A 26,498-nucleotide genomic window follows, 5' to 3' on the forward strand; every position below is an offset into this window, starting at 1 on the left:
ATCATAAATTTCTTATCAATCCTAATAAAACGTAAAATTTAATCAATAAACCTCAAAAAAGGCAGAATTATTAAGCTTTTCGCATGTTCTCGTAGCCAAGCAAGAGAAATGTACGTATTTGTCTACTAATCGTTTAAAAATAGGGCAAAGAAGGGTATGAATAAGTATCTTATGCTCCAATCATGGGGGTACTTTTATGTATAATAAAGGGCTACTTATTTACAATGGAAATGCAGGTTCATTGACGACCGAATTACTAGGAACAGCTTTGGGCATTTTGTCATCACAATTACCTGAATTAAATGTACGGCGTACAGATCGACCCGGTGAAGCGAAGCAGTTATGTCATGAACTGGGTGAACAATACGATGTTGTCTATATTTTAGGTGGAGATGGAACAGTCCATGAATGTATTAATGGATTAGCACTATTAGAGCATCCTCCAGTGATCGGGGTATTGCCAGGCGGAACTTGCAATGATTTTTCACGAGCATTGTTAATGCCTCAGCAGATGGAAAGAGCCGCACAAGTACTCAATGAACGTCATACCCGTACATTAGATATCGGAACGGTGAACGGGCAATATTTTACTAACTTTTACGGGATTGGATTAATTGCAGAGACTTCGCAAAATATTAATCCTGATCTCAAAGGTGCTTTGGGCAAAATCAGTTACTTTCTCAGTACATTACAGACGGTACGAACAGCCGAACCGTTTACTTTTCATTTGACTCATGATGAAGGAGAGATCGACGGGGAAGCGATTATGATCTATGTGGCAAATGGGCGCTTTTTGGGAACCAATCCATTACCTTTTCCAGCAAGTTCATTGGAAGATGGTCTATTAGATGTGCTGATTATCCGTGAGGCGGGATTGCCATTACTTCGTGAAATTGTCAGTCGCAAAACAGAAGAAATATGGAATCCGCAATATAGCAATATAGATTATATTCGAACCACACGAGCGACGTTAACTACTGCTCAACCGATGCCTGCCGATATGGATGGTGAAATCTATCTGGAGACACCTGCAGAGCTAGGCGTATTATCCGGTAAATTAACATTTCTGATCGGAGAACCTGTATCCAATATAGAATAAATAGTTATACGATAGCCTCCAAAGCGTACAATTTTCTATAAAATATTGACGATAGACGGGATCAACACTGGCTGGTATTCTGGGGGGCATTATGATATGAATAAAGAGAACGTGAAATTCAAGCATCGTCAGTAAAAGATGCACTACAGGGGGAACAAGTAATCATGTCACAAGTTCAATCGGTTTATTTTAACCATGATGCTGGAGTCGATGATCTAGTATCTCTATTTATGTTATTGCAGATGGACAATGTAAAATTATCAGGTGTATCCGTTATTCCAGCCGATGGCTATTTGGAGCCAGGAGCAGCAGCGAGTCGTAAAATTATCGACCGTTTTGGCAAATATGCACCTGAAGTGGCTCGTTCTAATTCACGGGGTAAAAATCCATTTCCTGCGGCTTGGCGGATGCATACCTTTTATGTAGATGCATTACCGATCTTAAATGAATCGGGTACGATGGAAGCACCACTGGCTGAATTGCCGGCTCACCGTCATATGATTCAACAATTGCTACAGACGGAAGGTAAAACAACATTACTATTTACCGGCCCTCTTACCGATCTAGCGCGTGCTCTAGATGAAGCACCAGAGATCGAAGACAAAATTGAAAAATTAGTCTGGATGGGTGGCGGATTCGCACATGGCAATGTCGATGAACCTGAACATGATGGAAGTGCAGAATGGAATGTGTTCTGGGATCCGGAAGCGGCACACCGTGTATGGCAAAGTAATATTGTGATTGATCTTGTTGCTTTGGAAAGCACGATCAAAGTACCTTTAGACCTTAACATCCGTAAACGCTGGTCAACCGATCGTCGTTATGAAGGTGTTGATTTCTTAGGTAACTGCTATGCTTGTTGTCCACCACTTGTACATATGGAGAACAATTCAACCTACTACTTCTGGGATGTACTGACTACGTTATCCATTGGTCGTCCAGATATTGTACAGAAAAAAGTCGTTCATTGCGTAGTCATTCCAGATGGTCCATCACAAGGTAGAACTGTAGAACAAGCAGATGGTCGTCCAGTGAATTTTGTCTATGATACGAATCCGACTGCGTTTTTTGACTATATGATAGAACTTGCGAAGAAATCAGCACCTGCTCGTTATTAATACATCAGATAACATACATTCCAAGCTGTATATGATCCGTCTGTCCAAACCTATATACTAGGTCAACTACAGGCGGATTTTTGACGATATCCCAAAAAGGTGTAGGATAGATAAGATATAGAATAATTACATTCATTGTTCCAAACAAAATAGTAGAAATTGAAGCTCAATAAAACGGATGAATTGGAATATGCTTACACGTAATGTTCGCTTATAGAACAAAATTTATTTTAAATAGCCTAATTATGTTGCTCCACACTATTAATTTATGTATAATAACGAGGTCGGACGAACCAAACGTACGACATTTACCAGTGAAGGTGATAAGATGAATCTTCTGGATCATAATGAGTCCAAAAAGAAAATGGCACAGTTGTATAACGAAGTATCCAAAGAACTATTTGGTTACGGAACTACGTTGTTACGAGTTACGGTTGAAGATCATATTATTACTTTTCAAGCCAGACACCGACGTTCTCCGCGATCGGCTGCTCTTGAAGGCGAAGATCCTGCACTCAAGCAGGAAGTCGATTTTCGTTTATCGACTGTCTATAAGCGCAAATTTCGTGAGAAGTTAGAACAAGAATTACAATTGAATATTGAAGCTATATTGCGCGATTATGATGCGTCTACCCAATGGGCTTTTACCAATGTGGTACTGACAGAGAATCAATAACGCAAGCTGGTTTCAACTGACACGCCAACCTGACTGGCGGATTTCCTTTTTTGATCTATCTTAAAAGGTGACCGGATGCAGATCAGTTTGTAACGGGTACCGCTTTGCTTTGTTTATCGAAGAAAAGTGTTCTTGTTCTTACAAGGATACTTTTCTTTTTTGTTTGTTTATAGGTAATTGTTGCAACATTGTTATTCAGAATCAACCATTTGAGAGGGGAAACCAAACAATGAGTAAAAAGTGGATGAGTGGATTGCTGGCATTAACATTAGCAGGTGTAGGGCTTGCAGGTTGTGGAACAACGATTGATCAGAACGGTAATGCAAGCACAGGTGGCAATGCAGACGGACAAAAGGAACTGGTTATCTCGACATGGGGCTTTTCCGAAGATTTTCTACAAGAATCGGTATTCCAACCATTTGAAAAAGAACATAATGTCAAAATCGTACTCGAAACAGGTAACAATGCAGAACGATTAAACAAAATTCGTCAGGGCAGTACGAATGTGGATCTCATCTACCTCTCTGATTATTATGCCCAACAAGCGATTGACGATGATTTACTAGAACCGATTGATCGTACCCAATTAACGAATTTAGATCAGATTTATGATATTGCCAAAGCACCCAATGGCGAAAAATATGGACCTGCTTATACAGTAGCTCAGCTTGGTATAGCCTACAATCCAGCATTAGTGAGTGGTGAGGTAACTTCTTGGAGCGATCTATGGAAGCCGGAATTTGCTAATAACTTAACGATGCCAGCGATTACAGCAACCGCAGGCCCGATGATGATCGATGCCGCTTCACGTGTAGCAGGCAATAAAGAATTTAACGAAGATGCAGCATTTACTCAATTAAAACAATTAGACCCGAGTGTGGTCAAATACTATAGCCAAACCTCGGAATACGTCAATATGATCGGACAAGAAGAGATTGCAGGTGGCCCGATTATGGAAATGTATTTCAAAGATATTCAAGCCGCTGTACCGGGTGCGAAGTTCGTCACTCCATCCGAAGGAGCTTATGCCGTTATCAATACAGTGAACATCGTCAAAGGTAGCGATAACAAAGAACTGGCTGAAGAATTTATCGACTGGCAGTTGAGCAAAGACGTACAAGAGAAATCTGCCAAAGCCAAAGTTGATTCTCCTGTCAATAAAGATGTGGTACTGACAGATGAAGAAGCACAAGGAATTACGTATGGTGCAGATATTATAGAGAATCTACGTAAGTTAGATATGGAATTTGTAAATAAAAGTATGCCGGTATGGACAGATCGTTGGAACCGCGAAATCGGAGGTTAAGCTCCAATAAAGTACGATCTTTACAACCACATCTTAAAGATCAAAGGAGGATGTATTTTGAGTGCAGGGCAACGGAAAGTCATTATGGATGTCGACACAGGAATCGATGATGCGCTTGGAATCATGCTAGCTGTTGGTAGTGGAAGTTGTGACATTTTAGGGATTACGACGGTTAATGGGAATGTATCCATGCAGCAAGCGACGACGAACACATTCAAAATTCTACAGTTGATCGATCGTACCGATATTCCTGTTTTTGCAGGAGCAGATGCTCCTTTAGTTCGAGAGCCTAGATTTGAACATTCGGTTCATGGTAATGATGGGATTGGTGGCGCCTTAACGGAGATGCAAGTGGAGCAGCATGTTCAACCTCAAGCCGCTCATGAATTTATGATTGAGCAAATTATGAGCCATCCCGGCGAGATCACATTGATTCTCACGGCACCACTGACCAATGTAGCATTAGCGATTCAACAACAGCCGGAGATTGTCGCTAACGTCAAAGAAATCGTCATTATGGGTGGAGCTGTCAATGAATACGGTAATATCACACCAACAGCTGAATACAATATGTACGTCGATCCTGAAGCCGCCAAGCAAGTCCTAAATGCAGGCTTTGTCAATCTAGTACTTGTACCGTTAGATGTGACACGCAAAGTATTGCTAAACAACAACCATCTCGGTGCGCTCAATCGTACCGCTCAACCTGAAATCGCAGTGTATGTAGGTCAGAGCACATCCGCTTATATGGAGCGCTACGAACAACGCAATGGAGTCAAAGCATGCGCTATGCATGACCCGCTTGCAGTAGCCGCCGCTCTGTATCCCGATGTGATTAGCACCACGTTATATCACGTCGATGTCGAAACCAACAGCAACTTATGCGATGGACAAACGGTATGCGATTTTCAAAATCGTTTGGGCAAACAACCCAACGTCCAAGTTGCTCTAACGGTCAACCATATCGCCTTTTTCAAAATCTTTTTGGAATCCCTTAGTAATCTCAAAGCAACCGAGCCGGTAGCAAGTGTAGAACTAGAACTGATCGAAAATGCAGAGCAGATTTCTTTAAAATAGCAGTGTGCTTAGAGTGGACTAATCATTTAACTTTTGATGTGGTTAAGGTATCCGCTTCAGGAAAGACTTTGTTCTTATACTCCGTACCATTGAAGATAGGGTGGATTTTCTAAAAGTAAAATCAATTGCTCTATCCCTAAGAACCACCTTAATTCTGCTCAGATAGGAGCGTATCCACCTATGAAAATCAATAAGATGTACTGGCTGCTCCTACCCGGGCTGCTGTTCCTTACCGTATTTATGCTGATCCCGATTATATTGACGATTGGCTCAACGTTTGTGCAAGAAGGCAAGCCTACCTTGGAAGGGTATCTGTACTTTTTCAAAGATGCGTATTTCAATCGGATTCTACTGACAACTCTACGAGTAAGTGTATTTACAACTGTGATCTGTATCGCTCTCGGTTATCCGGTGGCTTACTATATTTCTCGCTTGGGTACACGAAAAAAAGGGATTTTACTAGCTTTATCTATTTTTCCGTTGTTGACCAGCCCTGTTGTGCGCTCGTTTAGCTGGATGATTATTCTAGGACGTAAAGGTCTGGTGAATAATGCTCTGGTTGCTACTGGGATTGTCGATAAACCGATCGAAATTTTGTATACACCAACAGCGATGATTATCGGACTGGTGCATCTATTTTTACCATTGATCATTATTACACTTGTAGGTGTGATGGAAAATGTAGATAGTGAACTGATTCGTGCCGCAGAAAGTCTGGGCGCTTCTCGGTTTACAGCATTACGTAAAGTATTATTTCCGCTCACGATTCCGGGTCTGATCATCGGAAGTGTACTTGTATTTGTCGGTAGTCTAACCGCGTATACCACTCCAGCCTTGCTTGGAGGCAAAGAACGGGTAATCTCTACATTCCTGTATCAGAATGCAATGACATTAAATGATTGGTATCTAGCTTCAGTGATCGCTACGATTATGATTGTGATTACATTGGTTGTTGTAGGATTGATGAACAAAGTAGCTACGAAATTAAATCCGAAGGGGTGAGACGAAGATGAAAGAAAAACATTACGGACTGGCGATATTTAGCACGTTAGTTTTTATTTTTCTGCTAGGACCACTGGTGATCATCTCGGTCACCTCATTCGGACCGGGCACAGTATTGAAATTTCCACCGGATGGATTTTCACTCAAATGGTATCAAAATATATGGGCAGTCGATATGTTTCCGAAGACGTTTGTCACCTCTATTATTATTTCGTTATTGGGGAATTTACTTGCTCTGATTCTGGGTGTACCTGCGGCATATGCGCTAAGTCGATATCACTTTCGCGGACGTGATTTGCTCAATGCGATCTTTTTATCACCGGTGTTGATTCCCGGTATTGTACTTGGTTTTACGATGCTCAAATATGTGCTAGTTATGTACCAATTGCCAATCTATGCAGGTCTCTTAGTCGGGCATACGGTCATTATGTTGCCGTTTATTATTCGAGTGATTGGTTCCAGTCTATCGAACTTTGATTTTTCGATCGAAGAAGCGGCAGTCAGTCTTGGTGCAGGGCGTTTGCAAGCTTTTTTCAGAGTGGTATTACCGAATATCCGCTCAGGCATTATGGCGGCGGTATTAATCGCTTTTCTGGAGTCATTCAATAATGTCGATATCTCGGTATTTATGACAGGACCGGGAATTAGTACATTGCCGATCCAAATGTTGACGTATGTACAGAATTATTTTGATCCAACGATAGCTGCGATTTCGGTCGTATTGATGATATTGACCGGTCTATTGATGTTCGTGATTGAGCGTCTGATGGGTGGACTGGCTTACTTTACCAAACGATAAGGGGAGGCATACGACGATGACATTACTCAGCTTAGAACAGGTATCGGTGGCGTATGATAACCACCTGATTTTGGAGAATTTCGATCTCAAATTAGAAGAAGGTAAATTACTTTCATTACTCGGACCAAGCGGTTGTGGCAAAACAACCACATTGCGTCTGATTGCAGGCTTTTTGGAGGCAAAAGGTGGCAAATTTATGTTCGACGGACGTGATTATACTCACCTACCTGTGAACAAACGCAATTTTGGATTTGTTTTTCAAAGTTATGCGTTATTTCCACATTTGTCGGTCTATGATAATGTAGCGTTCGGCTTACGTCTGCGCAAAATGAAAGAAGGGCAAGTGAAAGAAAAAGTATTACGTATGCTTGATATCGTTAGTCTGAATGGCTTTGAAAAGCGGTTCCCTCAAGAATTGTCTGGTGGACAACGGCAACGTGTAGCTATTGCCCGCGCACTGGTGATTGAACCGGATCTGCTACTATTTGATGAACCTTTAAGTAATCTGGATGCTAATCTCCGAGTGACGATGCGTGTTGAGATTCGTCGTTTACAGCAAGAATTAGGAATGACTGCGGTCTACGTATCTCATGATCAGGAAGAATGTTTTTCGATCTCCGACCAAGTAGCAATAATGAATGCTGGCAAAATCGAGCAATTAGGTGCTCCTACCGATATTTACCAGTATCCCAAAACCGAATATGTCGCTCGTTTTATCGGGTTTAATAACTTTTTGGTGTTTGATGGGACTCGTCAAGGAAATACAGGGCTAGAGTGGACGATTGGAGATTACGGATTTGATGTGCAATTACAAGCCGGTCAATCGACAGCGAACACGTACAAAGGCGCGATCCGTCCGGAAGATTTACGTATTATACCTTTAGGTCAACTGACGGATCTGCAAAAGTCTCTGTCCAATCAAGTACCAGGAACAGTCAAAGTCAGTACGTATCTAGGACGAAGTTATCAATTTGAAGTACAGACAGCGTTAGGAGCATTTACAGTTAATCAAGAAATGGATATCCCGATCGCACCCGGTCAACAGGTGATGATTACTTTTCCAGCGGATAAGATTGTGATGGTGGCACAATGAGTAGTGTAAATACATCTGCATCCTCTCCAATCGCTGTAGATCTGCTTATCACCAATGTTCAGGTTTACAATAGTTACTATAAAGAATTTCGTACAGGCGATGTAGCCGTTAAGGGAGACAAATTTCTATATATTGGTCAACAAAGCAGTGATCGCTTTGCCGCCGAGCAGATCATTGAAGGTCATAGACGATATATGATCCCCGGTCTAATCGATATCCATTTGCATATTGAAAGCTCGATGGTCACACCAGCGACCTTTTCTCACGGCATTTTACGTCGCGGAGTCACAACGATCGTACCTGAACCGCATGAGATGGCTAATGTATTCGGGCTTGAAGGGGTCAAAGAAATGATTGCCGCCAGTCAAGATGTAACGTGCGATATGATGTATAGTATTCCTAGTTCTGTACCCGCCACACCGCTGGAAACAACAGGCGGTTCTATCGAAATTGCGGATATCGACGAGTTGATGCGCACGGAGTCGATTATTTGTCTGGGTGAAATTATGAACTATGTCGATGTGATACGTGATCCAGAATGTAAAACGAATCAAATTTTACGTCATATGAAGACGAATTATCCACATCTTGTTATCGAAGGGCATACGCCCAAGTTACTTGATCTAGATCTCCATCAATTGATCACAGCAGGAATCGATTCTGATCATACCCATCAGAGTATTGAAGGAATGACAGAGCGTATAGCAGCAGGGATGTTTATTGAACTGCAAGAGAAATCAATGACACCGGAAATTATGGATTATATGATCCATCATGATGTTGCAGAACATTTCTGCTTTGTGACAGATGATGTGATGACCGATAGTCTAGCGTGGCGTGGACATCTCGATTATATCGTCCGTAAAGCGATTCAGATGGGAATGACACCTGAAGCAGCGGTCTATGCGGCTACTTTTACACCTGCAAAACGAATGAATATGAGTGATCGTGGAGCCATAGCACCCGGTAAATTAGCCGATTTTATTTTACTATCCGATATCGAGCAGTTCCAGATTGATGAAGTTTACAAAAAAGGATTGTGTGTGTATCAGCAGGATCAGCCGTATATACAGCCTTCTTCTCAACCACAATTCCCAGCCCACTTTTATCAGAGTGTGAAGTTAGAGCTACTGAACGAGCAACATTTTCAAGTTCCAGTTCATAACGATGACGGTCTGTATGAATGTCGGGTAATGATGGTCAAAGATGGATCAACCTTTACCGAAGAACGTCTAACTGATGTAAGTGTGCGTAATCAGCAGTTGATGTGGGAACAGAGCGGGTATGGATTGATCGCTACATTTGAGCGGTATGGAAAAAATGGAAATCATGCGTATGGTCTGATCGGTGGAGATACGATTACACGTGGGGCGATAGCAACCACCTATTCACATGACAATCATAATCTGCTTGTCGTCGGTCGTAATCCACAAGATATGGCAATAGCAGCCAATGAAGTGATTAGTAAGCAAGGCGGATTCTGTGTCGTATTAGATCGAGAAATCATCGCTTCCCTACATTTACCTGTAGGTGGTATTTTAACAGAAGCCCCACTGGAAGAAACAGCTGTTGCTGTGGATCAACTGGTTACGGCTATGCGTGAATTAGGGTATAAGCATTATAATCCGATCATGTCTATTAGTACGCATTCGTTGCCCGTTAGCCCTGCACTCAAAATTACTGATTATGGTCTTATTGATGTTAATCATGGGAAAGTAGTACCTTTATTAACAGGAGCTACTCGAAATAGTATGAATTCTTCCTATTAAGACTGCATCATCTTTTATGCTATCTCTACCTGAAATGATGAAAAGCATAATTATTCAAAATAGTCATACTAAAAAAGCCGTTGCTCCTCTACATAAAGGAAAACGGCTTTTTTAGATTCGCTACTTTTTTGACGATATCCCAAAAACGTGTAGGATAGATTACATATAGCGAAAATAGAGCATAAGATGATAACTATTCAGGAGGTATCTGTATGAAAACACAAGCACAGTATATAGAACAATTACATTCGTTGTTGCAACGTACTTCTTTACTGAAAGAAGAGTATATCGATTATATTACGAATCCGTTTATGTCATCTTTTCGAGAAGACTTTGCTCCTTTTGTCGAACTGACTGCCACAGGATACCGACTACAGATGTATGAACGTGGACAAAATGTGTTTACCAAAATGATATATGATGAGGATGCGATGTTGTACTGGATATTAGCGTATACGATTGAACTGGTGACTCATATTCGCTTATTACGCAAATACAAAGTCGATAACAAAACCTCTTTTCTTACATATGATGAACAGCTAGTAGCAGAATGGCAACATGATCAGACGCAAATATTTGATGCGATTGGCGGCATATATGCACAATGGTGGCATGAGAAAGGTAAACGAGCAGATATAGAATCAATCTAGCATCATAAAGGTTACCCGATCATTTGATGGGCTTGATGCTTCATCTGTATTAATTGTTCCCGGATATGAACCACTGCACCGATAATAATCATCGCTGGATTACTCACATGAGCGGCAGTGGCTATTTGAGTGATATCCGCCAGTGTACCTGTAAATATGCGCTCGGCTTCGGTTGTTCCATTTTCGATAATAGCGACAGGGGTTGTAGAAGGTTTACCGCAAAAGATCAGTTCGCTACAGATTTCTTCCAATTGACTGACACCCATATAGATTGCCAGTGTATCCACGCTGTGAGCGAGTAGATCCCACCGCACAGGGGACGGAGATAGCGGTGGAGCGGAAGAGAATATCGATTCTGTCGTGGTTGGCTCAATCGCTGGATTCGCCCGGCAGACTGTAATACAAGCAAATGATGTGGCTACACCACGATGAGTGAGCGGAATCGAAGCACTGGCGGCTGTTCCAATCGCTGATGTGATACCCGGTACAATCTCATAAGGAATATGATGTTCAGCTAGAAATAAAGCTTCTTCTGCACCTCGTCCAAAAACAAAGGGGTCGCCTCCTTTGAGTCGAACGACAGCATGACCTGCTGATGCATAAGAGAGTAATGTACGATGAATAGTGGCTTGATTCATATGATGCAATCCAGGCGATTTACCACAAAATAGCCTCTGTGCATCTGGACGGGCATAGGTTAACAACTCATCATTCACTAGACGATCATACATAATCACATCGGCTTGCTGAATCCGCCGTAATGCTTTGACTGTAATCAATTCAGGATCACCTGGACCTGCCCCGATAATGCTTACTGTGCCATATGCTCTATTCATCTTCACCACTCCTTTGCTCAAAATGTGATATAGATCGCTCCACTATCAGGATCGACTTCTGTATTGTACGTATGCACACAACCCTCATCAGGTTCTTGTACTTTGCCACTTCGTAGATCGATTTTCCAATCATGTAAAGGACAATGAATCGCTGTCCCGCAGACCATCCCTTCAGATAATCGTCCTTTTTTGTGAGGACAGCTATTTTCAACGGCATGAATACTACCATCACTAAGGTGAAACAAAGCAATCTCGGTCTCACCTAGTTGGAAAGTACGTGATCCTTTTTTATCGATGTCTTGAATATGCCCTACATGTAATTTGGTCATCGTCATCGCAGTTCCCCCTTAATGGATAGATGTGGTCGATCCGGTTAATGGTGCTTGGTTCAAAGGTTCAAAGTTTTTGCGTAATTCGTCTTTGGCAATAATTTCTTTCCACGGATCAGAAGTATAACTCAGCGTTTCTTCTATACGACTAACCAGCTCCAAGCGAGTCTGTTGATCGGCAAGTGCTTCTTTGACATGATCTAGACCTACACGTTCAATCCATGCGGCGGTGCGTTCATTAAAGCGAGCATGTTCACGATAATATTGTAAATACGCGCTGGACCATTCCATCACTTCTTCTTCTGTTTTGACTGTGCATAGCAGTTCGGCAGCCCGTACTTTAACACCACCATTGCCTCCCACATGCAGTTCCCAACCGCCATCGATAGCCACTAAGCCCAAATCTTTGATTGTCGCTTCTGCACAGTTACGTGGACATCCAGAGACTGCTAATTTTATTTTGGCAGGGCCAGTTAAGCGTTCATATGCTTTTTCCATTTTGATTCCCATTGCCATCGCATCTTGTGTCCCAAAGCGGCAGAACGTATTACCCACACATGTTTTGACTGTACGTAATGTTTTGCCATAAGCATGACCGGAAGGCATATCTAATTCTTCCCAGATTTTAGGCAGGTCTTCTTTTTGGATACCGAGTAAATCTAATCGTTGACCACCTGTAAATTTAACGAGTGGTACATTATATTTTTCAGCTACATTAGCTATCTTTTTGAGATCAGCAGGTGAGGTGACTCCGCCATAGATACGAGGAACCACTGAATACGTACCGTCTTTTTGTATATTGGCATGATACCGTTCATTGGTGAAGCGAGATTCTTTTTCATCTTCATATTCTGCTGGAAATAACATGCCTAGATAATAGTTGAGTGCGGGGCGGCATTTGGAACAGCCTTCAGGTTCACGCCATTCCAGTACATTCATCACTTCTTTGACTGTTTTGAGACCCATCGTTTTGATTTGCTCTACAATCTCGTCACGTTGTAGTGAAGTACAGTCGCACATGCCTTCTTTGACCGCTACTTGAGCTGAATCTCCTGCATAATATTGAAGCAATCCTTCTACAAGTGGAGCACAACCTCCGCAAGAAGCAGAAGCTTTAGTACAAGCTTTGAGTGATCCCATCGTATGACAACCTTGATTCAGTACTGCATCACCAATCGCTGCTTTGCTAACACCGTTACAACCACATACGATTTCGTCATCAGCCATACTTTCTAATCGTTGCAAAGGAGATACTGCCGCCGCACCAGCTACATAACCAGTGAGCAATTCTTTTTCACGTCCGACAATCGACTCACCACTTTTGATCAAAGAGAACAATGAACTGCCTTCAGACGTATCTCCGAACAATACAGCTCCAATTAATTTACCATCTTGAATAACTAATTTTTTGTAAATATGATCGATATCATCTTGCATACGTAGCGACTTGGTCTGTTTTGTATCTGCAAATTGTCCTGCTGAAAATACATCTACACCGGCAACTTTGAGTTTGGTCGAAGTAACCGAGCCCTCGTACCCGGCAGTGTCTAGTCCTGCGAGACGTTTAGCAAGCACAGCACCTTGTTCATATAAGGGAGCAACTAACCCGTATCCAATGCCTCGATGTTCTGCACACTCACCGACGGCTGAAATATGAGGAATATTCGTATGCAGATGATCATCGACTACAATTCCGCGATTTATTTGAAGTGCTGAAGATAAAGCTACATCAATATTAGGACGAATCCCTACTGCCATTACCACAAGATCAGCGTCCAATGATTCGCCATCCGTGAAGCGAAGCCCTGTGACTCTGCGCTTGCCGGTTAATTCAACGGTACGCTTGCCCAGTAAGAACTTCATGCCCTGAGCTTCTAACTGTTCTTGAAGCATCAATCCTGCGGGAAGATCAAGCTGGCGATCCATCAAATGTTCATTAATATGAATAACGGTGACATCCATACCCAGATTCAGTAATCCGCGTGCCGCTTCAAGTCCAAGTAGTCCGCCCCCGACAACAGCTGCTTTACGATGAGTCTGAGCGGTTGAGATCATGGTCTCGCAATCTTTAATATCTCGAAATCCAATCACTCCGTCTTTGTCTGAACCCGGAATAGGTGGGATAAAGGCTCTTGAACCTGTTGCGATAATCACTTCATCATAGTCAACATGCAAGCCAGAAGCAGCAATGACCTGACGGTTCTGCGCATCTATACGTAAGACTGGATCACCTGTATGTAGAGTGATCTGATTGTCACTGTACCAATCATGGTCATTGATAATGATATCGTTGATTGAAGCGCCACCTGCAAGCACGGTAGATAATAAGATACGATTATAGTTCGGATGAGGTTCTGCTCCAAAAATAGTGATCTCATATGCATGTGGTGCTAGCTTCAGTAAATGCTCTATCGTCCATACGCCTGCCATTCCGTTTCCGATCAGTACTAATTTTTTGGGTGTTGTCATGATGATCTCTCCTCCTACAATCTCTGTAAAATATAAAAAAGCCTGTCTCATTCCAACCAGAGATAAGCGTGCGAAACGCTTGGTACTCTGATATAGGGTAGAGACAGGCTTCATTGCCGTCTATGATTTAGATACTCCATTGTATCTATGATATTCAAAAGAAATATAGTTCAACATAATGATGCGACAAGCTGAACATGTTGTTTTTCGATAAACCAACTATAAAAGATGTATAATTACATGTCAATATAAATAACATAAAAATTTTATTTGAAATTAGAAGTTAATTATGTTTACATGATAAATATCGAAATAACCTCATTTACCTTCTTTTTCTTAGAAAAGAGCTGAAATATATATATTCACTTTAAAATTTAGCTTTTCATGTGATATTTTCTATTATATATTTCATTATAAAGTATTAAGTGATATGAGGAGGGAGTACCTCTCAATGCGTTCTTTACTGATTATCCGTATGAATAATATGATCTGTGGTCCGGATCAGCTAGAGTCTGTGGTATTACCTGAGACTTTGCTGGAAGATAACGGGTATCAGGCGTCGATTTCAGTTGGGGCTGATGATGTCAAATCTTTGTTAACCAAAGCCGATGCTGTAGTGCTTGATCTACCTATTGAAGAGATTACTATCCTCGAACATATTCTGACGCATTCACGCAATATCCCGATGTTATGGTGGTGCAGTCCATATACTACCTCTTCTTCTGTCCAAGCCTGTGAAATGGAAAGTGCTATCGATGGGATTCTTACACCCACCATGAAAGAACAAGACCTTCACTGGGCTCTTCATTTTGCAGCTAAGATCTGTGTCGAAAGGCAACAATGGCATAGTGAACGTCAGCAATTGGTCTCCCGCTTAGAAGATCGAAAGTGGATCGATATGGCAAAAGGCATTTTAGCAGATATGAAAAAGATCTCTGAAGCAGAAGCCTATGACATTTTACGTAAAAAAGCGATGAACGATCGTAAACGCCTTGTAGATGTTGCCACAGCGATCGTTAAAGCCCATCAATTATTACAATCTTAATAGTCAAAGGAGGAACCTGACGTGAACATGACGGACATACTGAAAGAAGTAGGTCGAGGCAAAAGAGGTTCCAGAGATCTTACTTATGATGAAGCGATAGCGGTAGGCGAAATGATTTTGAATCGAGAAGCTTCTGATGTACAGATTGGTGCTTTTTTGATGGCAGAACGGATGAAGATGGAAAATATAGAAGAAATGCATGCGTTCGTAGATATCTGTCGTAAATATGCACTCCGTACTTCTTCGATCAATAGTCTAGATTGTGCAGCTCCTTATGATGGACGTACCGCTTCATTTATCGCCAGCTTTGCGACTTCATTTGTGCTAGCGTCCACAGGTCAAAAAGTGACGTTACATGGCAGTGAGCCATTACCTCCTAAATGGGGAGTCACATTGCCTTTGTTGTTACGTGAAATGGGAGTCAATACCGATCATCTGACACGGGATCAATCACTATATGCTGCTCAAGAAACAGGCTTGTTATTTGTATCAGCAGAGCAGTGGTGTCCTCCTCTTGGCGCTTTGCGTACATTACGTGAAGAAATAGGGGTACGTACGATCCTGAATAGCGCTGAGAAATTAATGAATTATAGTCATTCTCCTTATCTAGTATATGGGGTGTTCCATAATACGTTTTTTGAACGAATTGCTAAAGTATTGCAACGGCTGGATTATCAGCGTGCCGCTATTATTCAGGGAGCGGAGGGGTCGGAAGATTTATTTATTGATCGTCCTACACGTACGTATGTAGTAGAACATGGTGAAGCTCGTATGGAGATTATAGATCCTGAAGTGTATGGACTTGATATTTCTTTGCCTGAAATGAGCTGGACAGCCGCTACACAGATCGAAGTGACAGAACAGGTATTACGCGGACAAGCTGATCTTGCATTTACTAATCAAGTGCTACTCAATAGTGCTTACCGATTAGCACTAACAGGCCAGACAGGCTCGATTGAAGAAGGCGTATATACCGCTAAGTCTATATTGGAAAGTGGCAAAGCCTATCAAGTCTACTGCCACTGGGGTCAGCTGATGCGTGGCGAACAGCCCAATATGTTATCGCTCGGGAAGATATAAATATACAAAAAACCGCTTCTCCTCTTGAGGAAAAAGCGGTTTTAATGTTTTTAGCCAATGATTGAATGAGGATCATCTAGATCAGATATCATTATGATTCGGTATCTTCATTTTCATCGGTTTCGACTACTTTTTTGACAATCTCTAGCTTGCGATAACGACGTGCGCTACGACGCAATACTTTGAACGTCAGATCTTCGAATTCATACACCGCCCCAATGGCAAGATCAGGACGTTGACCGTATAACCAACCACTGATCGTATCCAATTCCTCATCATCCAGATCTGTACCTAGCAGATCGTTGACACGATTGATAAATACTTTACCGTCGACAATCAGATGATGCGGTGCAATTTGTTGAATTTCATCTTCTTCATCTGCATCGAATTCATCGCGAATCTCGCCCACGATTTCTTCCAAAATATCTTCAATCGTAATCATCCCTGAAGTCCCGCCATATTCATCGACTAATATCGCAATATGTGTTCCTTCACGTTGCATTCGTTTGAGCAAATGCTTTACAGGTGTCGTCTCTGATAAAGACATCACAGGATGAATCAATGGAGCGACATTCAGATTCGGCGTTTCTTCCGCTGCTAAAAAGAACTGTTTGGTATTGATCATACCGATAATATTATCTTTACTTCCTTCCGCTACAGGGAAACGAGTGTATTGTTCTTTACGAATAATCATCCGATTTTCTTCCGGTGATTTCTCGGTAAACAAACACACCATGTCTGTACGGGGAACCATTAATTCTTTAGCTAGCATTTCATCAAAAGCAAAAATACGACTTACATAACCATATTCGCTTTGATTGATTTTGCCACTCTCATAGCTTTCATTCAAAATAATATGCAATTCTTCTTCCGAGTGAGCTTCTTCATGTTCGCTAGCAGGTTGTAGACCAATCAAGCGTGTTAAGAAGATAGCCGATCCATTTAAAATAAAAATAAAGGGATACATCAAACGGTTAAACCAGATAATCGGACGAGCGGTATACAACGTCACTTGTTCTGCTTTGCGTAAAGCCACTGTCTTCGGTGTTAATTCACCGACAACTACGTGGAAATAAGTTACTAATAATAAAGCAATCGCATACGATAAAATATGACTGAGTGATTCAGTAACACCCAAATTAGCAAAGATAGGAGACAACATATATTCTACAGTGGGTTCTCCTAACATACCCAGCCCTAACGCTGTAATGGTTATGCCTAATTGACAGGTAGACAGGTAACCATCCAGATTCGAGATGACTTCTTTCGCATAGCGAGCATTTTTGTTTCCCTCAGTGATCAATTGATCGATACGACTACCTCTTACTTTTACAATCGCAAATTCCACAACGACGAAAAACGCAGTAAAGATAATTAAAATTACAAATAACGTTAAATTAAGTCCTATATTAATACTGTCAGACAACAAACTCTCTCCCTTCGTGCGTGCCGATCCTATCGGGTCAGCATCCGCGATCCATTAATGTGAATGAGTCACACTTACTATCAGCAAATGTGTTAGACATGATTAAGGTCGTACGGAAACTGTATCCATATAATTGGACCGGTACTTAAGCTCTGCAAGTAATAAGCGCTTGAGCAAGAGAGGGATGAAAGAAAGAAGATGAGTGGGACTGATCGATATACGCACATACCGAACCAGAATCGCAAAGTAAGCAGCCAGTGTCATCACTGGTGGTAAAGTAGGCACATTTGATCCGCCATCTACATTACCTGCATACCGTGCTGATCCGTATGTCATTTTGCCTGGATAAATTCCAGTTGTGACAGCAAAGTCATAGTCTTCTTCATCTGTTGATTGAAATGGCATACAGAACAACAGCATGATTAGACTCATCAGTACAGCACTCATCATTCGCCTTCGTGCGGGTAAAGTATCCAAGTAGCATCTCCCATTTGAATAGGACGGTAAAGTCGTCCTCATGTATAGTTATATATATTCATATTATTACAAATATATTAACTCTGAATATCGAATATTGAATCAGATTACGGATTAGCTCTATACTAACTTTTGCTTAACGAGTAAGTAAGATAAAGAAAATAATAGCTAATGCAAAGCGATAGTAAGCAAATACATACAATGGAAGACGTTTAAGCAGATTCAAGAATGTTTTGATTGCGACTAGAGCGACAAGGAAAGCCGCAATAAATCCAGCTGCAAAAAATCCGAAGTCATCCATACTTAAATACTGTGCACTTTTGACAAGATCAAGTCCTGTTGCTCCGAACATTACCGGCACAGACACTAGGAATGTAAATTCAGCAGCAGCAGTGTGAGATATCCCGAGCAATAGTCCACCTGAGATGGTAGAACCGGAACGAGAAAATCCTGGCCATAGAGCAAGACACTGGAATAAGCCTACACCAAAAGCCTGCTTGTATGTAATATCATCAACCGTCATATTACCCGCTGAGCGGCCTTTACGCCATTCGGCATAGATCATTAGCAAACCACCGACAACAAGGCTGTAGACGACAGTCATAGGTCCGAAAAGGTGTTCTTTAATGAAGTCATGCAAAATCAATCCAACCACAACAGCTGGCAACATCGCCAAAATAATATGCAAAATGTTTAGACGGCGTTGAGGAGCCATACCATTTTTACTTTTGAGACGACCATTAAATAGATCAGGAATCGTCATCAAAATATCAATAAACTTACGCCAGTACAGTACGACAACCGCAAGTACGGCTCCGAGTTGTACTACAATCTCAAATGTTTTGACCTGTTCTGCATTCTGATCTAGACCAAGTAAATAACTGGTCAAAATCATATGCCCGGTACTGGATACTGGCAAGAACTCCGTCAAGCCTTCAATAATACCCATAATAATCGCTGAAATAATATCCACGAACGGACCTCCTTTTAATGTGAGCATAGGTATAAATGTAATTTACGCTTACTCCATAGTATGAGATAAGACCGCACTCCGTCAATTTGCTAGATAGCCTATGTTATTTTTAGATAGCCAGACCATTGTAAGAAAACTGAACGAAAAGAACTAGATATGTAAAGGTTATTCATAAAGTAAGCGTTTGCTTATTTAGAAATAGTTACGATTAGCAACATATAAACTCGTAATTTGTCGATCATAAAAAATAATTTTTGCAGATAACACTAGCCAAATTCTATTCTATCTGTTATTATTAATTCAGGAATTAGAATAAGTCTAAATTTAAAAATATAAAACGAAAAGAGGAATTATCTATGACATCTCTACAAAACACTTCTACTACAACTGAGACTACACAAACAACTGCATTATATAACGCTTTGAATGTACAAATTGCTAACTGGTCTTTGCTTTATACCAAACTTCACAATTTCCACTGGTACGTCAAAGGTGAGAACTTCTTTACACTACATGCTAAATTCGAAGAATTATACGATCAAGCTACTGTATATATGGACGATATTGCTGAACGTTTGCTAGCAATCGGTGGTCAACCTGTCGCTACACTTCGTGAGCAATTGGAATTGTCTACATTGCTTGAAGCAACAGGTACAGAGCAAGCGAACCAAATGGTAAGTTCACTTGTCGAAGATATCGCAACCGTATCTACAGAATTAACAGAAACAATCGTTCTTGCAGAACAAGTCAGTGACCAACCGACTGCTGATCTATTGATCGGTATTCGTGGCGAGATTGAAAAAGCAGCATGGATGTTAAACGCTTATCTTGGTCGCTAAGATTCCTTTTTCTAGCTAACAGCAATCCGAATTTATATTGTTTATACTATTATAGTGATATCAAAGTCCTCCAGAGTATCATCTGGAGGACTTTTTATGTCGTTATATATAGTAATGATCTTTATTGTGTAAGCAAAAATATCTGTTTTATAGCTAAAGTAAATCAAAGCTATATCAAGGTCATCCAACTACAATATTGATACGTATTTTAGAGTGTACCCTCTATTTATGGAACGATATGGAAAGTCTATCAGCCCTTATACAGCAAGGATGTGCACGTTCTGTGACAATTGTGTCATAAGACTGCCGAAGCATTGGTTTGTAACGTATAATATGGACAATCCTAATAACGATACACAGACTAATCAGGCGGGCTCCCACCAGAGCGTCGCCTGTTTTTATATGGTGATAGAAGTAGATTCTAATGGATAAGATAAAATGAGGTGGAATACATGGCCGTTACACATCCGCTAATACAGGAAGCAACATTATTTTTGCGTCAATGTTATCAAGAACTTGGCAAAAGTGACGCTGAACTAGAGGCACGTCTACAACAAGTTGAACATGATATTCAAAACAATGGAAGTTATGAACATACATTTGAAGAATTAGAGCATGGGGCTAAGATGGCATGGCGTAATAGTAATCGCTGTATTGGACGTTTATTTTGGGATAATCTCAAAGTACGGGATCAACGCCATATTCAGGGAACGGAGCAGATTGCTGACTCTTTACTTGAGCATATCCGGTATGCTACAAATGTAGGGAAAGTGCGTCCAACGATCACTATTTTTAGACCTCGTGCGATCGACGGATCAGAGATGAGAGTTTGGAATCATCAATTGATTCGCTATGCAGGTTATCAGACGAAAGAAGGGATAATCGGTGATCCTGCTTCGCTTGAGTTTACGCAATTTTGTGAACGTTTGGGTTGGACAGGGGCAGGAACTTCGTTTGATGTGCTCCCATTAGTCATTAGTGAACATAATGGTTCACCACGCTGGTTTGAGATTCCTCAAGCAGATGTAATGGAAGTACCGATGATCCATCCTGATTTTCCGGGATTTACAGAATTGGAATTAAAGTGGTACGCTGTTCCCATCGTTTCTGAAATGCGCTTAAATATTGGCGGTATCCATTATACAGCGGCTCCTTTTAACGGCTGGTACATGGGGACAGAGATCGGTGCACGTAACTTTGCTGATGAACAGCGATATAACTTGTTACCACAAATGGCAAAAATCATGGGACTCGATACCAGTAGCAAATCCACATTATGGAAAGATCGTGCATTAGTTGAATTGAATTTGGCTGTGTTATATTCGTTTAAAGAAGCAGGTGTGAGTATTGTTGATCATCACACAGCAGCTTCACAATTTCAACGATTTGAAGAACGGGAAGCTGAAGCAGGACGTGCTGTAACAGGTAACTGGACATGGCTTATTCCGCCAATGTCACCTGCAACTACACATATTTTCCATCAATCGTATGATAACCGGGTGGTCACTCCCAATTTCTTTTATCAGGATAAACTATATGAACAGAAAGCTTCTGCTTCGCAAGGAGGCTGTCCGTTTCATTAACATGAGAGGAATATTATTTTGAATAAAATGGCAAGGCATATGAAAGGGTTTGTTCATCCGGCACGCTTGATTCCACTGGGGTTTGCAGGGATGATTTTTATTGGAACGATACTTCTGAGTCTTCCGTTAGCGGGTACTAATGGTCATAGTGTAGGGTTATTGAATGCTTTTTTCACCGCCACTTCAGCTGTTTGTGTGACAGGGCTTGCTGTGATTGATACGGGAGCCAGCTTTTCACTATTCGGTGAACTGGTCATCATGGTATTGATTCAGATCGGTGGACTAGGATTTATGACATTCGGGGTACTGTTTGCTGTGTTATTAGGAAAGCAGATTGGACTCAAACATCGTTTAATGATCCAGCAAGCGACCAATGCTTTTTCAACGCAGGGATTAGTGAAATTATCGCTTAACATTTTCCTGATCGCTTTTGTACTTGAATTTGTAGCGATGATCACTTTGACACTGCATTGGGGACCGACAATGGGATGGGTACCTGCGCTATATCAGGGCGCTTTTTACGCGATCTCTTCTTTTAATAATGCAGGCTTCTCCTTGTCTCCAGATAGCTTGTCCAGTCATGTGGGCGATCCGGTCGTCAATACGGTCGTTATTTCACTATTTGTGATCGGTGGACTTGGATTCATTGTCGTAACCGATATATTGCAAAAGCGCAGATGGCGCAGATTTTCTTTAAATACCAAACTGGTACTGATGACTTCAGCGATTGCGACCGTATTTGGCGTATTGTTTGTACTGATAGTAGAATGGGGCAATCCAGCAACACTCGGGCATTTGAGTATCACCGAGAAAATCTGGGCATCGTTATTCCAGGGCGTTATGCCACGTTCATCCGGTTATAATACCGTCAATATCGGTGGTCTGATGGCGGCAACGCAATTTGTATTTATTATTCTGATGTTTATTGGAGCTGCTAGTGGTTCCACCGGTGGCGGGATCAAAACCAATACGTTTGCGATTCTAATGCTGGCGCTCTACAGTGTTGTCCGGGGTCGTAGTGAGATTCGTGCGTTCCACCGTAGAATTAGCTTTGATACAGCATTTCGTGCATTAGCGGTTATTATGATCTCGCTGGGTATTGTGTTTACAATGACGATCTTACTGACCATCACGGAAAGTGGAACAGATGCGCAATTTTTAAGTATTTTCTATGAAACGGTATCAGCTTTCGGTACAGTAGGTTCATCAATGGGCTTAACGCCTCATTTAACACCCGCAGGAAAAGTGATCATTATTATTACCATGTTTATCGGTCGTCTTGGTCCACTTGCTCTAGCGTATGCACTAGCACAGAAAAACAAAGAAGCCAAGTTCAGTTACCCGGAAGAAAAGGTACTGATTGGCTGATGTTCTCTGTTGCTTATTAATTAATTTTCTTTTCCCACCAGTTCAATAATTTACTTAGCGAATAGGTGAGGATAAAGTAGATGATGGAAGCTGTGATATAAGGTTCCCAGACACGCATATATTGCCCGCGCATACTGTTAGCATAATACATCAGTTCAGGAGCGGCGATAATTGCAACCAGGGAAGAGTCTTTGATCAGTACAATAAATTCATTACCAAAAGCAGGGATCATTCGCTTGATCGCTTGTGGCAAAATAATATAGCGCATCGTCTGGCGGCGTGTCATCCCGAGGGATAGCGCCGCTTCTGTTTGCCCTTTTTCAACCGATTGAATACCAGCACGGAAAATTTCAGCAGTATACGCGGCTGAATTGAGTGTTAAAGCGACGATTGCAGCTAGAATGGGATCACTTCGATCAAGCAATAGTGGAATCAGACCAAAGTGAACCATAAGCACTTGCACAAGCAATGGAGTTCCACGAAAAAAGTTAATATAACAAGCTGTCGGTAAGTTGAAATACCATTTGGAAGACATCCGTCCAAATCCCATAATCAATCCAAGGATCGATCCGAAAATAATACCTGCAAATGAAATACCAATCGTTAACAAAGTCCCTTTTAATAAGATCGGGAGGTAATAAGCGATAATATCGAATCTGAAGTCTGTCATGCAGAGTCCCTTTCTATGTTAAAAGGTTTTTGTAGTGACATAGATGATGAACAGAATAACGATAGACGCATTACGCTTATGAAGTCCCTGCTTTAGTAATTTCAGCTTTTAAATTCGTCAGATCAGGCGCTGTGCCGAACCATTTTTGATAGATTTCAGCATATTTCCCATTGTCGATCACCGTTTGAATGGCAGGATCGATTTTAGCTTTGAGATCGCTATCTTTAGGATAGATCAGTCCATAGTATTCTGAATTGAAATTAGTATTATCGGTGATGCCGACTAATTTGTTGTTAGGATTGTTTTTGATATATTCGCGCACCACAGCAATATCTGCGACAACAGCATCTGCACCGCCATTATCCAGTTCGAGCAGTGCTAACGTATTGCTATCGAACTTTTTAAGATTGGTACTATTTTGACCCATAATTTTGGACATCAAGATATCCGCAGTCGTTCCGTTTTGGACAGCGACGGTTTTGTCTTTGAGATCGGTTGCGCTTTTGATGTTACTTCCTTCTTTGACCATAATCATATTGGTTGATTCGAAATAAGGGATTGAGAACGCATACGTTTCTTTACGCTCATCGGTGATCGAGACAGCAGAGATACCTGCTTTGTATTCGGTACCTTGTTTTACACTTTCCAGTAGAGTGTCCCATCCAATATTAGTAACCTCGTATTTCAAACCCGCTTCTTCCATAACAGCCGCTAGAAAATCAATATCAAACCCTGAGACTTTATCCAAATCCATAAATTCCATCGGAGCGTATGAAGCATCTGTAGCAACTTTGATCGTCTCATCACTGGTATTTGTGGTTGTACTTGAATCTGTAGAAGCAGCAGGAGCAGGGTCTTTAGCAGGCGGTGTACCACATGCAGAAAGTACAATTACCATAATTAATGTCATAAAAGTTAACAAATAAGTCTTTTTCAAATCATAACCCCCTATTAATTTACTTTATATGATATGTATATTACCAATTAAGTTCTAAAAGCTCAATAAATATTATTTATTTGTTAGATAAAGTCACATAAATACAAAAAACCTACTCTTTCTTTTGTAAAGTAGGTAGAGAACTATTTTACAAAAGAGAGAATAGGTAACGTCACGATAAGACTATATATTCAGTTAAGATTGAAACTGTACATCCTCAACCGATAGGACTTGAGCAAAACGACCATTCCATACATTTTCATGATGAGCAATAATCTGATCGGCACGCAATACAGAGCTATCCAGTGTGCTGGTGCCATCTTTAATCACAATATTTTGCTGATAACCTAGACTATAGGCAGCTCGCATAGAAGTATCGATACAGAATTCAGTCTGTGCACCTGCAAAAATGAGTTGCTGAATCTGATTTTTTTGAAGCCATGGTAGTAGTTCCGTCTGGTAAAAAGCATCCCATTTGGTTTTGCGGAACACAGGATCTTTATCCTGACGATCTAGCTTATGATAGATTTCCCATTCAGGCGTATCGACATATAGATCTTCGCCTGCGGTATAACTGGTATGTTGAATAAAGATCACCGGACAATCTACAGTACGAGCTTTGGCAATCAGTTGATTGACTTTTGTAGTGAGTCGATCGCGTTGATACAACGCATTTTCAGGCAAATCAAAAAAGATTTCTTGCATATCAACAACAAGTAATGCCTGCTTCATCTTTATTCCTCCGATCACCTATGTATGATGTAAAAACATATTATATCTTAAAAAGCATCTGGATTATATAAATGCGATTGGTGTTTTATACAGAGTTATGGAACAATATAAGACATAAAGTACGCGATCAATCTTACTTATACTCTAGAATCAAAGGATGGATATACCATGAGCGAAGAACGTATCGAAATTAGTAAAAATGTATTGATTGATTGTCTTGGACTCCAAGCAGGAGAGTCTTTGGTTGTAGTGGCTGATGATAGTCGCCAACATCTAGCTGAATCTCTGTATGAAGCAGGAAAGCGATTAGGAGCAGAATCGATGTTGATGGTCATGCAAGAGCGTAGCAAATCAGGAGAAGAACCACCTGCTTCGATTGCTACAGCGATGATGAACGCTTCGGTAGCAATCTGTGTAACACGTTATTCGTTAACTCATACCGCTGCACGTAAGCAAGCCGCAGCCGCAGGTACACGGGTAGCGACGATGCCAGGAATTACAGAAGATATGTTCACCCATGGTGCGATCACTGCTGAATATGCCAAAGTGAAAGAATTAACAGAACATGTAACTTCTTTACTGACCAAAGCATCGACAGTCCGTATTGAAAAAGAAGGATATAGCTTATCCTTTTCAATAGAAGAACGTGAAGGTGTTCCGAGTACAGGATTGTATTTGAACCCTGGAGAATCCGGTAATTTACCTTCAGGTGAAGCTTATATTGCTCCGATGGAAGGAACCGCTCAAGGTCAGATCGTGATTGATGGTTCTATTGCAGGGATCGGAGCACTGGATTCTCCATTATTACTGAATATTAGTGAAGGTCGTCTGGTCGCTGCCGAAGGGGATACAGGAGCCGAATTATTGCTGATGTTAGGTGACGGCGATGGACGGATGTTAGGTGAATTTGGAATTGGAACAAATGATAAAGCACGTATTACAGGAATTGTGTTGGAAGATGAAAAAGTCTACGGTACGATCCATGTTGCTTTTGGCAGTAATAATACATTTGGTGGAACAGTTGCAGCAGGTGTACATATTGACGCTGTTGTCCAGAAGCCAGACGTGTATCTGGATGATGTTCTGATTATGCGTGCAGGCGAATTGTTAGCATAAAAAAAGTAAAAAGAGCGACTTCTTGCTAT

Annotated in this window: 25 protein-coding genes; 16 read left to right on the plus strand and 9 right to left on the minus strand. The window is 41.2% G+C overall.

Going from position 1 to position 26,498, the window contains the following annotated elements; translation table 11 throughout:
* Positions 1-196 precede the first annotated feature (196 nt).
* From PTI45_RS11165 to PTI45_RS11210, 10 genes are all read left to right on the plus strand, one after another.
* Positions 197-1,099: a diacylglycerol/lipid kinase family protein gene (locus tag PTI45_RS11165; protein ID WP_069327661.1), complete on the plus strand. Its 903-nt coding sequence runs from the start codon at positions 197-199 to the stop codon at positions 1,097-1,099.
* 164 nt (positions 1,100-1,263) lie between these two features.
* Positions 1,264-2,217 (plus strand): nucleoside hydrolase, encoded by a 954-nt coding sequence (locus PTI45_RS11170; RefSeq protein ID WP_069327662.1) that lies wholly within the window; start codon positions 1,264-1,266, stop codon positions 2,215-2,217.
* A gap of 328 nt (positions 2,218-2,545) precedes the next feature.
* On the plus strand, positions 2,546-2,893 hold the full coding sequence (locus tag PTI45_RS11175) for a DUF2294 domain-containing protein (protein WP_069327663.1): 348 nt from the start codon (positions 2,546-2,548) through the stop codon (positions 2,891-2,893).
* A gap of 229 nt (positions 2,894-3,122) precedes the next feature.
* A complete protein-coding gene (locus PTI45_RS11180) occupies positions 3,123-4,199 on the plus strand; it encodes an ABC transporter substrate-binding protein (RefSeq protein WP_069327664.1) in 1,077 nt (358 codons plus the stop codon).
* A gap of 84 nt (positions 4,200-4,283) precedes the next feature.
* Positions 4,284-5,276 (plus strand): nucleoside hydrolase, encoded by a 993-nt coding sequence (locus tag PTI45_RS11185; RefSeq protein ID WP_083243486.1) that lies wholly within the window; start codon positions 4,284-4,286, stop codon positions 5,274-5,276.
* Between the two features lie 180 nt (positions 5,277-5,456).
* On the plus strand, positions 5,457-6,278 hold the full coding sequence (locus PTI45_RS11190) for an ABC transporter permease (RefSeq protein WP_069327666.1): 822 nt from the start codon (positions 5,457-5,459) through the stop codon (positions 6,276-6,278).
* 7 nt (positions 6,279-6,285) lie between these two features.
* Positions 6,286-7,077 carry an ABC transporter permease gene (locus tag PTI45_RS11195; RefSeq protein WP_069327667.1) on the plus strand — a complete coding sequence of 264 codons (792 nt, stop codon included), beginning with the start codon at positions 6,286-6,288 and terminating at the stop codon, positions 7,075-7,077.
* Between the two features lie 16 nt (positions 7,078-7,093).
* Positions 7,094-8,170, plus strand: coding sequence for an ABC transporter ATP-binding protein (locus PTI45_RS11200; RefSeq protein WP_069327668.1), 1,077 nt, complete (start codon positions 7,094-7,096; stop codon positions 8,168-8,170).
* The gene (locus PTI45_RS11205; protein WP_425415579.1) at positions 8,167-9,939 is read left to right on the plus strand and encodes an adenine deaminase; all 1,773 of its coding nucleotides are present in this window, start codon (positions 8,167-8,169) and stop codon (positions 9,937-9,939) included. The genes PTI45_RS11200 and PTI45_RS11205 overlap by 4 nt, the downstream gene beginning before the upstream one ends.
* A 212-nt stretch (positions 9,940-10,151) precedes the next feature.
* Positions 10,152-10,589, plus strand: coding sequence for an Imm63 family immunity protein (locus PTI45_RS11210; RefSeq protein WP_069327669.1), 438 nt, complete (start codon positions 10,152-10,154; stop codon positions 10,587-10,589).
* A gap of 11 nt (positions 10,590-10,600) precedes the next feature.
* Here PTI45_RS11210 and cobA read toward each other — a convergent pair whose 3' ends face one another.
* The 3 genes from cobA to nirB are packed head-to-tail and all read right to left on the minus strand — an operon-like array spanning position 10,601 to position 14,223.
* Positions 10,601-11,425, minus strand: a complete 825-nt coding sequence (gene cobA / locus PTI45_RS11215; protein ID WP_069327670.1) for a uroporphyrinogen-III C-methyltransferase — start codon at positions 11,423-11,425, stop codon at positions 10,601-10,603.
* A 17-nt stretch (positions 11,426-11,442) separates the two neighbouring features.
* Positions 11,443-11,754 (minus strand): nitrite reductase small subunit NirD, encoded by a 312-nt coding sequence (gene nirD, locus PTI45_RS11220; protein ID WP_069327780.1) that lies wholly within the window; start codon positions 11,752-11,754, stop codon positions 11,443-11,445.
* An 18-nt stretch (positions 11,755-11,772) separates the two neighbouring features.
* The gene (gene nirB / locus PTI45_RS11225) at positions 11,773-14,223 is read right to left on the minus strand and encodes a nitrite reductase large subunit NirB (protein WP_069327671.1); all 2,451 of its coding nucleotides are present in this window, start codon (positions 14,221-14,223) and stop codon (positions 11,773-11,775) included.
* 451 nt (positions 14,224-14,674) lie between these two features.
* Between nirB and PTI45_RS11230 the strand changes: the two genes are divergently transcribed.
* Positions 14,675-15,268, plus strand: a complete 594-nt coding sequence (locus PTI45_RS11230; RefSeq protein WP_069327672.1) for an ANTAR domain-containing response regulator — start codon at positions 14,675-14,677, stop codon at positions 15,266-15,268.
* A gap of 21 nt (positions 15,269-15,289) precedes the next feature.
* Entirely contained in the window at positions 15,290-16,348 is a 1,059-nt protein-coding gene (locus PTI45_RS11235; RefSeq protein ID WP_069327673.1) for an anthranilate phosphoribosyltransferase, read from the plus strand.
* A 91-nt stretch (positions 16,349-16,439) separates the two neighbouring features.
* On the opposite strand, the gene PTI45_RS11240 is transcribed toward PTI45_RS11235, so the two are convergent.
* The 3 genes from PTI45_RS11240 to bacA form a co-directional block, all read right to left on the minus strand.
* Entirely contained in the window at positions 16,440-17,774 is a 1,335-nt protein-coding gene (locus PTI45_RS11240; protein ID WP_069327674.1) for a hemolysin family protein, read from the minus strand.
* Positions 17,775-17,876: 102 nt separating this feature from the next.
* The gene (locus PTI45_RS11245; RefSeq protein ID WP_137223124.1) at positions 17,877-18,251 is read right to left on the minus strand and encodes a hypothetical protein; all 375 of its coding nucleotides are present in this window, start codon (positions 18,249-18,251) and stop codon (positions 17,877-17,879) included.
* Positions 18,252-18,387: 136 nt separating this feature from the next.
* Positions 18,388-19,224: an undecaprenyl-diphosphate phosphatase gene (bacA, locus tag PTI45_RS11250; RefSeq protein ID WP_069327676.1), complete on the minus strand. Its 837-nt coding sequence runs from the start codon at positions 19,222-19,224 to the stop codon at positions 18,388-18,390.
* 356 nt (positions 19,225-19,580) lie between these two features.
* Here bacA and PTI45_RS11255 point away from each other — a divergent pair, with 356 nt between their 5' ends.
* The 3 genes from PTI45_RS11255 to PTI45_RS11265 all read left to right on the plus strand — a co-directional run bounded on the left by PTI45_RS11255 (position 19,581) and on the right by PTI45_RS11265 (position 23,014).
* On the plus strand, positions 19,581-20,063 hold the full coding sequence (locus PTI45_RS11255) for a Dps family protein (RefSeq protein WP_069327677.1): 483 nt from the start codon (positions 19,581-19,583) through the stop codon (positions 20,061-20,063).
* A gap of 452 nt (positions 20,064-20,515) precedes the next feature.
* Entirely contained in the window at positions 20,516-21,646 is a 1,131-nt protein-coding gene (locus PTI45_RS11260; RefSeq protein WP_069327678.1) for a nitric oxide synthase oxygenase, read from the plus strand.
* A 27-nt stretch (positions 21,647-21,673) separates the two neighbouring features.
* A complete protein-coding gene (locus PTI45_RS11265) occupies positions 21,674-23,014 on the plus strand; it encodes a TrkH family potassium uptake protein (protein WP_069327781.1) in 1,341 nt (446 codons plus the stop codon).
* Between the two features lie 16 nt (positions 23,015-23,030).
* Here PTI45_RS11265 and PTI45_RS11270 read toward each other — a convergent pair whose 3' ends face one another.
* From PTI45_RS11270 to PTI45_RS11280, 3 genes are all read right to left on the minus strand, one after another.
* Positions 23,031-23,684 (minus strand): amino acid ABC transporter permease, encoded by a 654-nt coding sequence (locus PTI45_RS11270; RefSeq protein WP_069327679.1) that lies wholly within the window; start codon positions 23,682-23,684, stop codon positions 23,031-23,033.
* A gap of 76 nt (positions 23,685-23,760) precedes the next feature.
* Entirely contained in the window at positions 23,761-24,621 is an 861-nt protein-coding gene (locus tag PTI45_RS11275; RefSeq protein WP_069327680.1) for a basic amino acid ABC transporter substrate-binding protein, read from the minus strand.
* Between the two features lie 195 nt (positions 24,622-24,816).
* On the minus strand, positions 24,817-25,353 hold the full coding sequence (locus PTI45_RS11280) for a cysteine hydrolase family protein (protein ID WP_069327681.1): 537 nt from the start codon (positions 25,351-25,353) through the stop codon (positions 24,817-24,819).
* A gap of 168 nt (positions 25,354-25,521) precedes the next feature.
* Here PTI45_RS11280 and PTI45_RS11285 point away from each other — a divergent pair, with 168 nt between their 5' ends.
* Positions 25,522-26,469: an aminopeptidase gene (locus PTI45_RS11285; protein WP_069327682.1), complete on the plus strand. Its 948-nt coding sequence runs from the start codon at positions 25,522-25,524 to the stop codon at positions 26,467-26,469.
* Positions 26,470-26,498 lie beyond the last annotated feature (29 nt).

Origin of the sequence: Paenibacillus nuruki, assembly GCF_001721045.1 — a bacterium.
Taxonomy (GTDB): Bacteria; Bacillota; Bacilli; order Paenibacillales; family Paenibacillaceae; genus Saccharibacillus; species Saccharibacillus nuruki.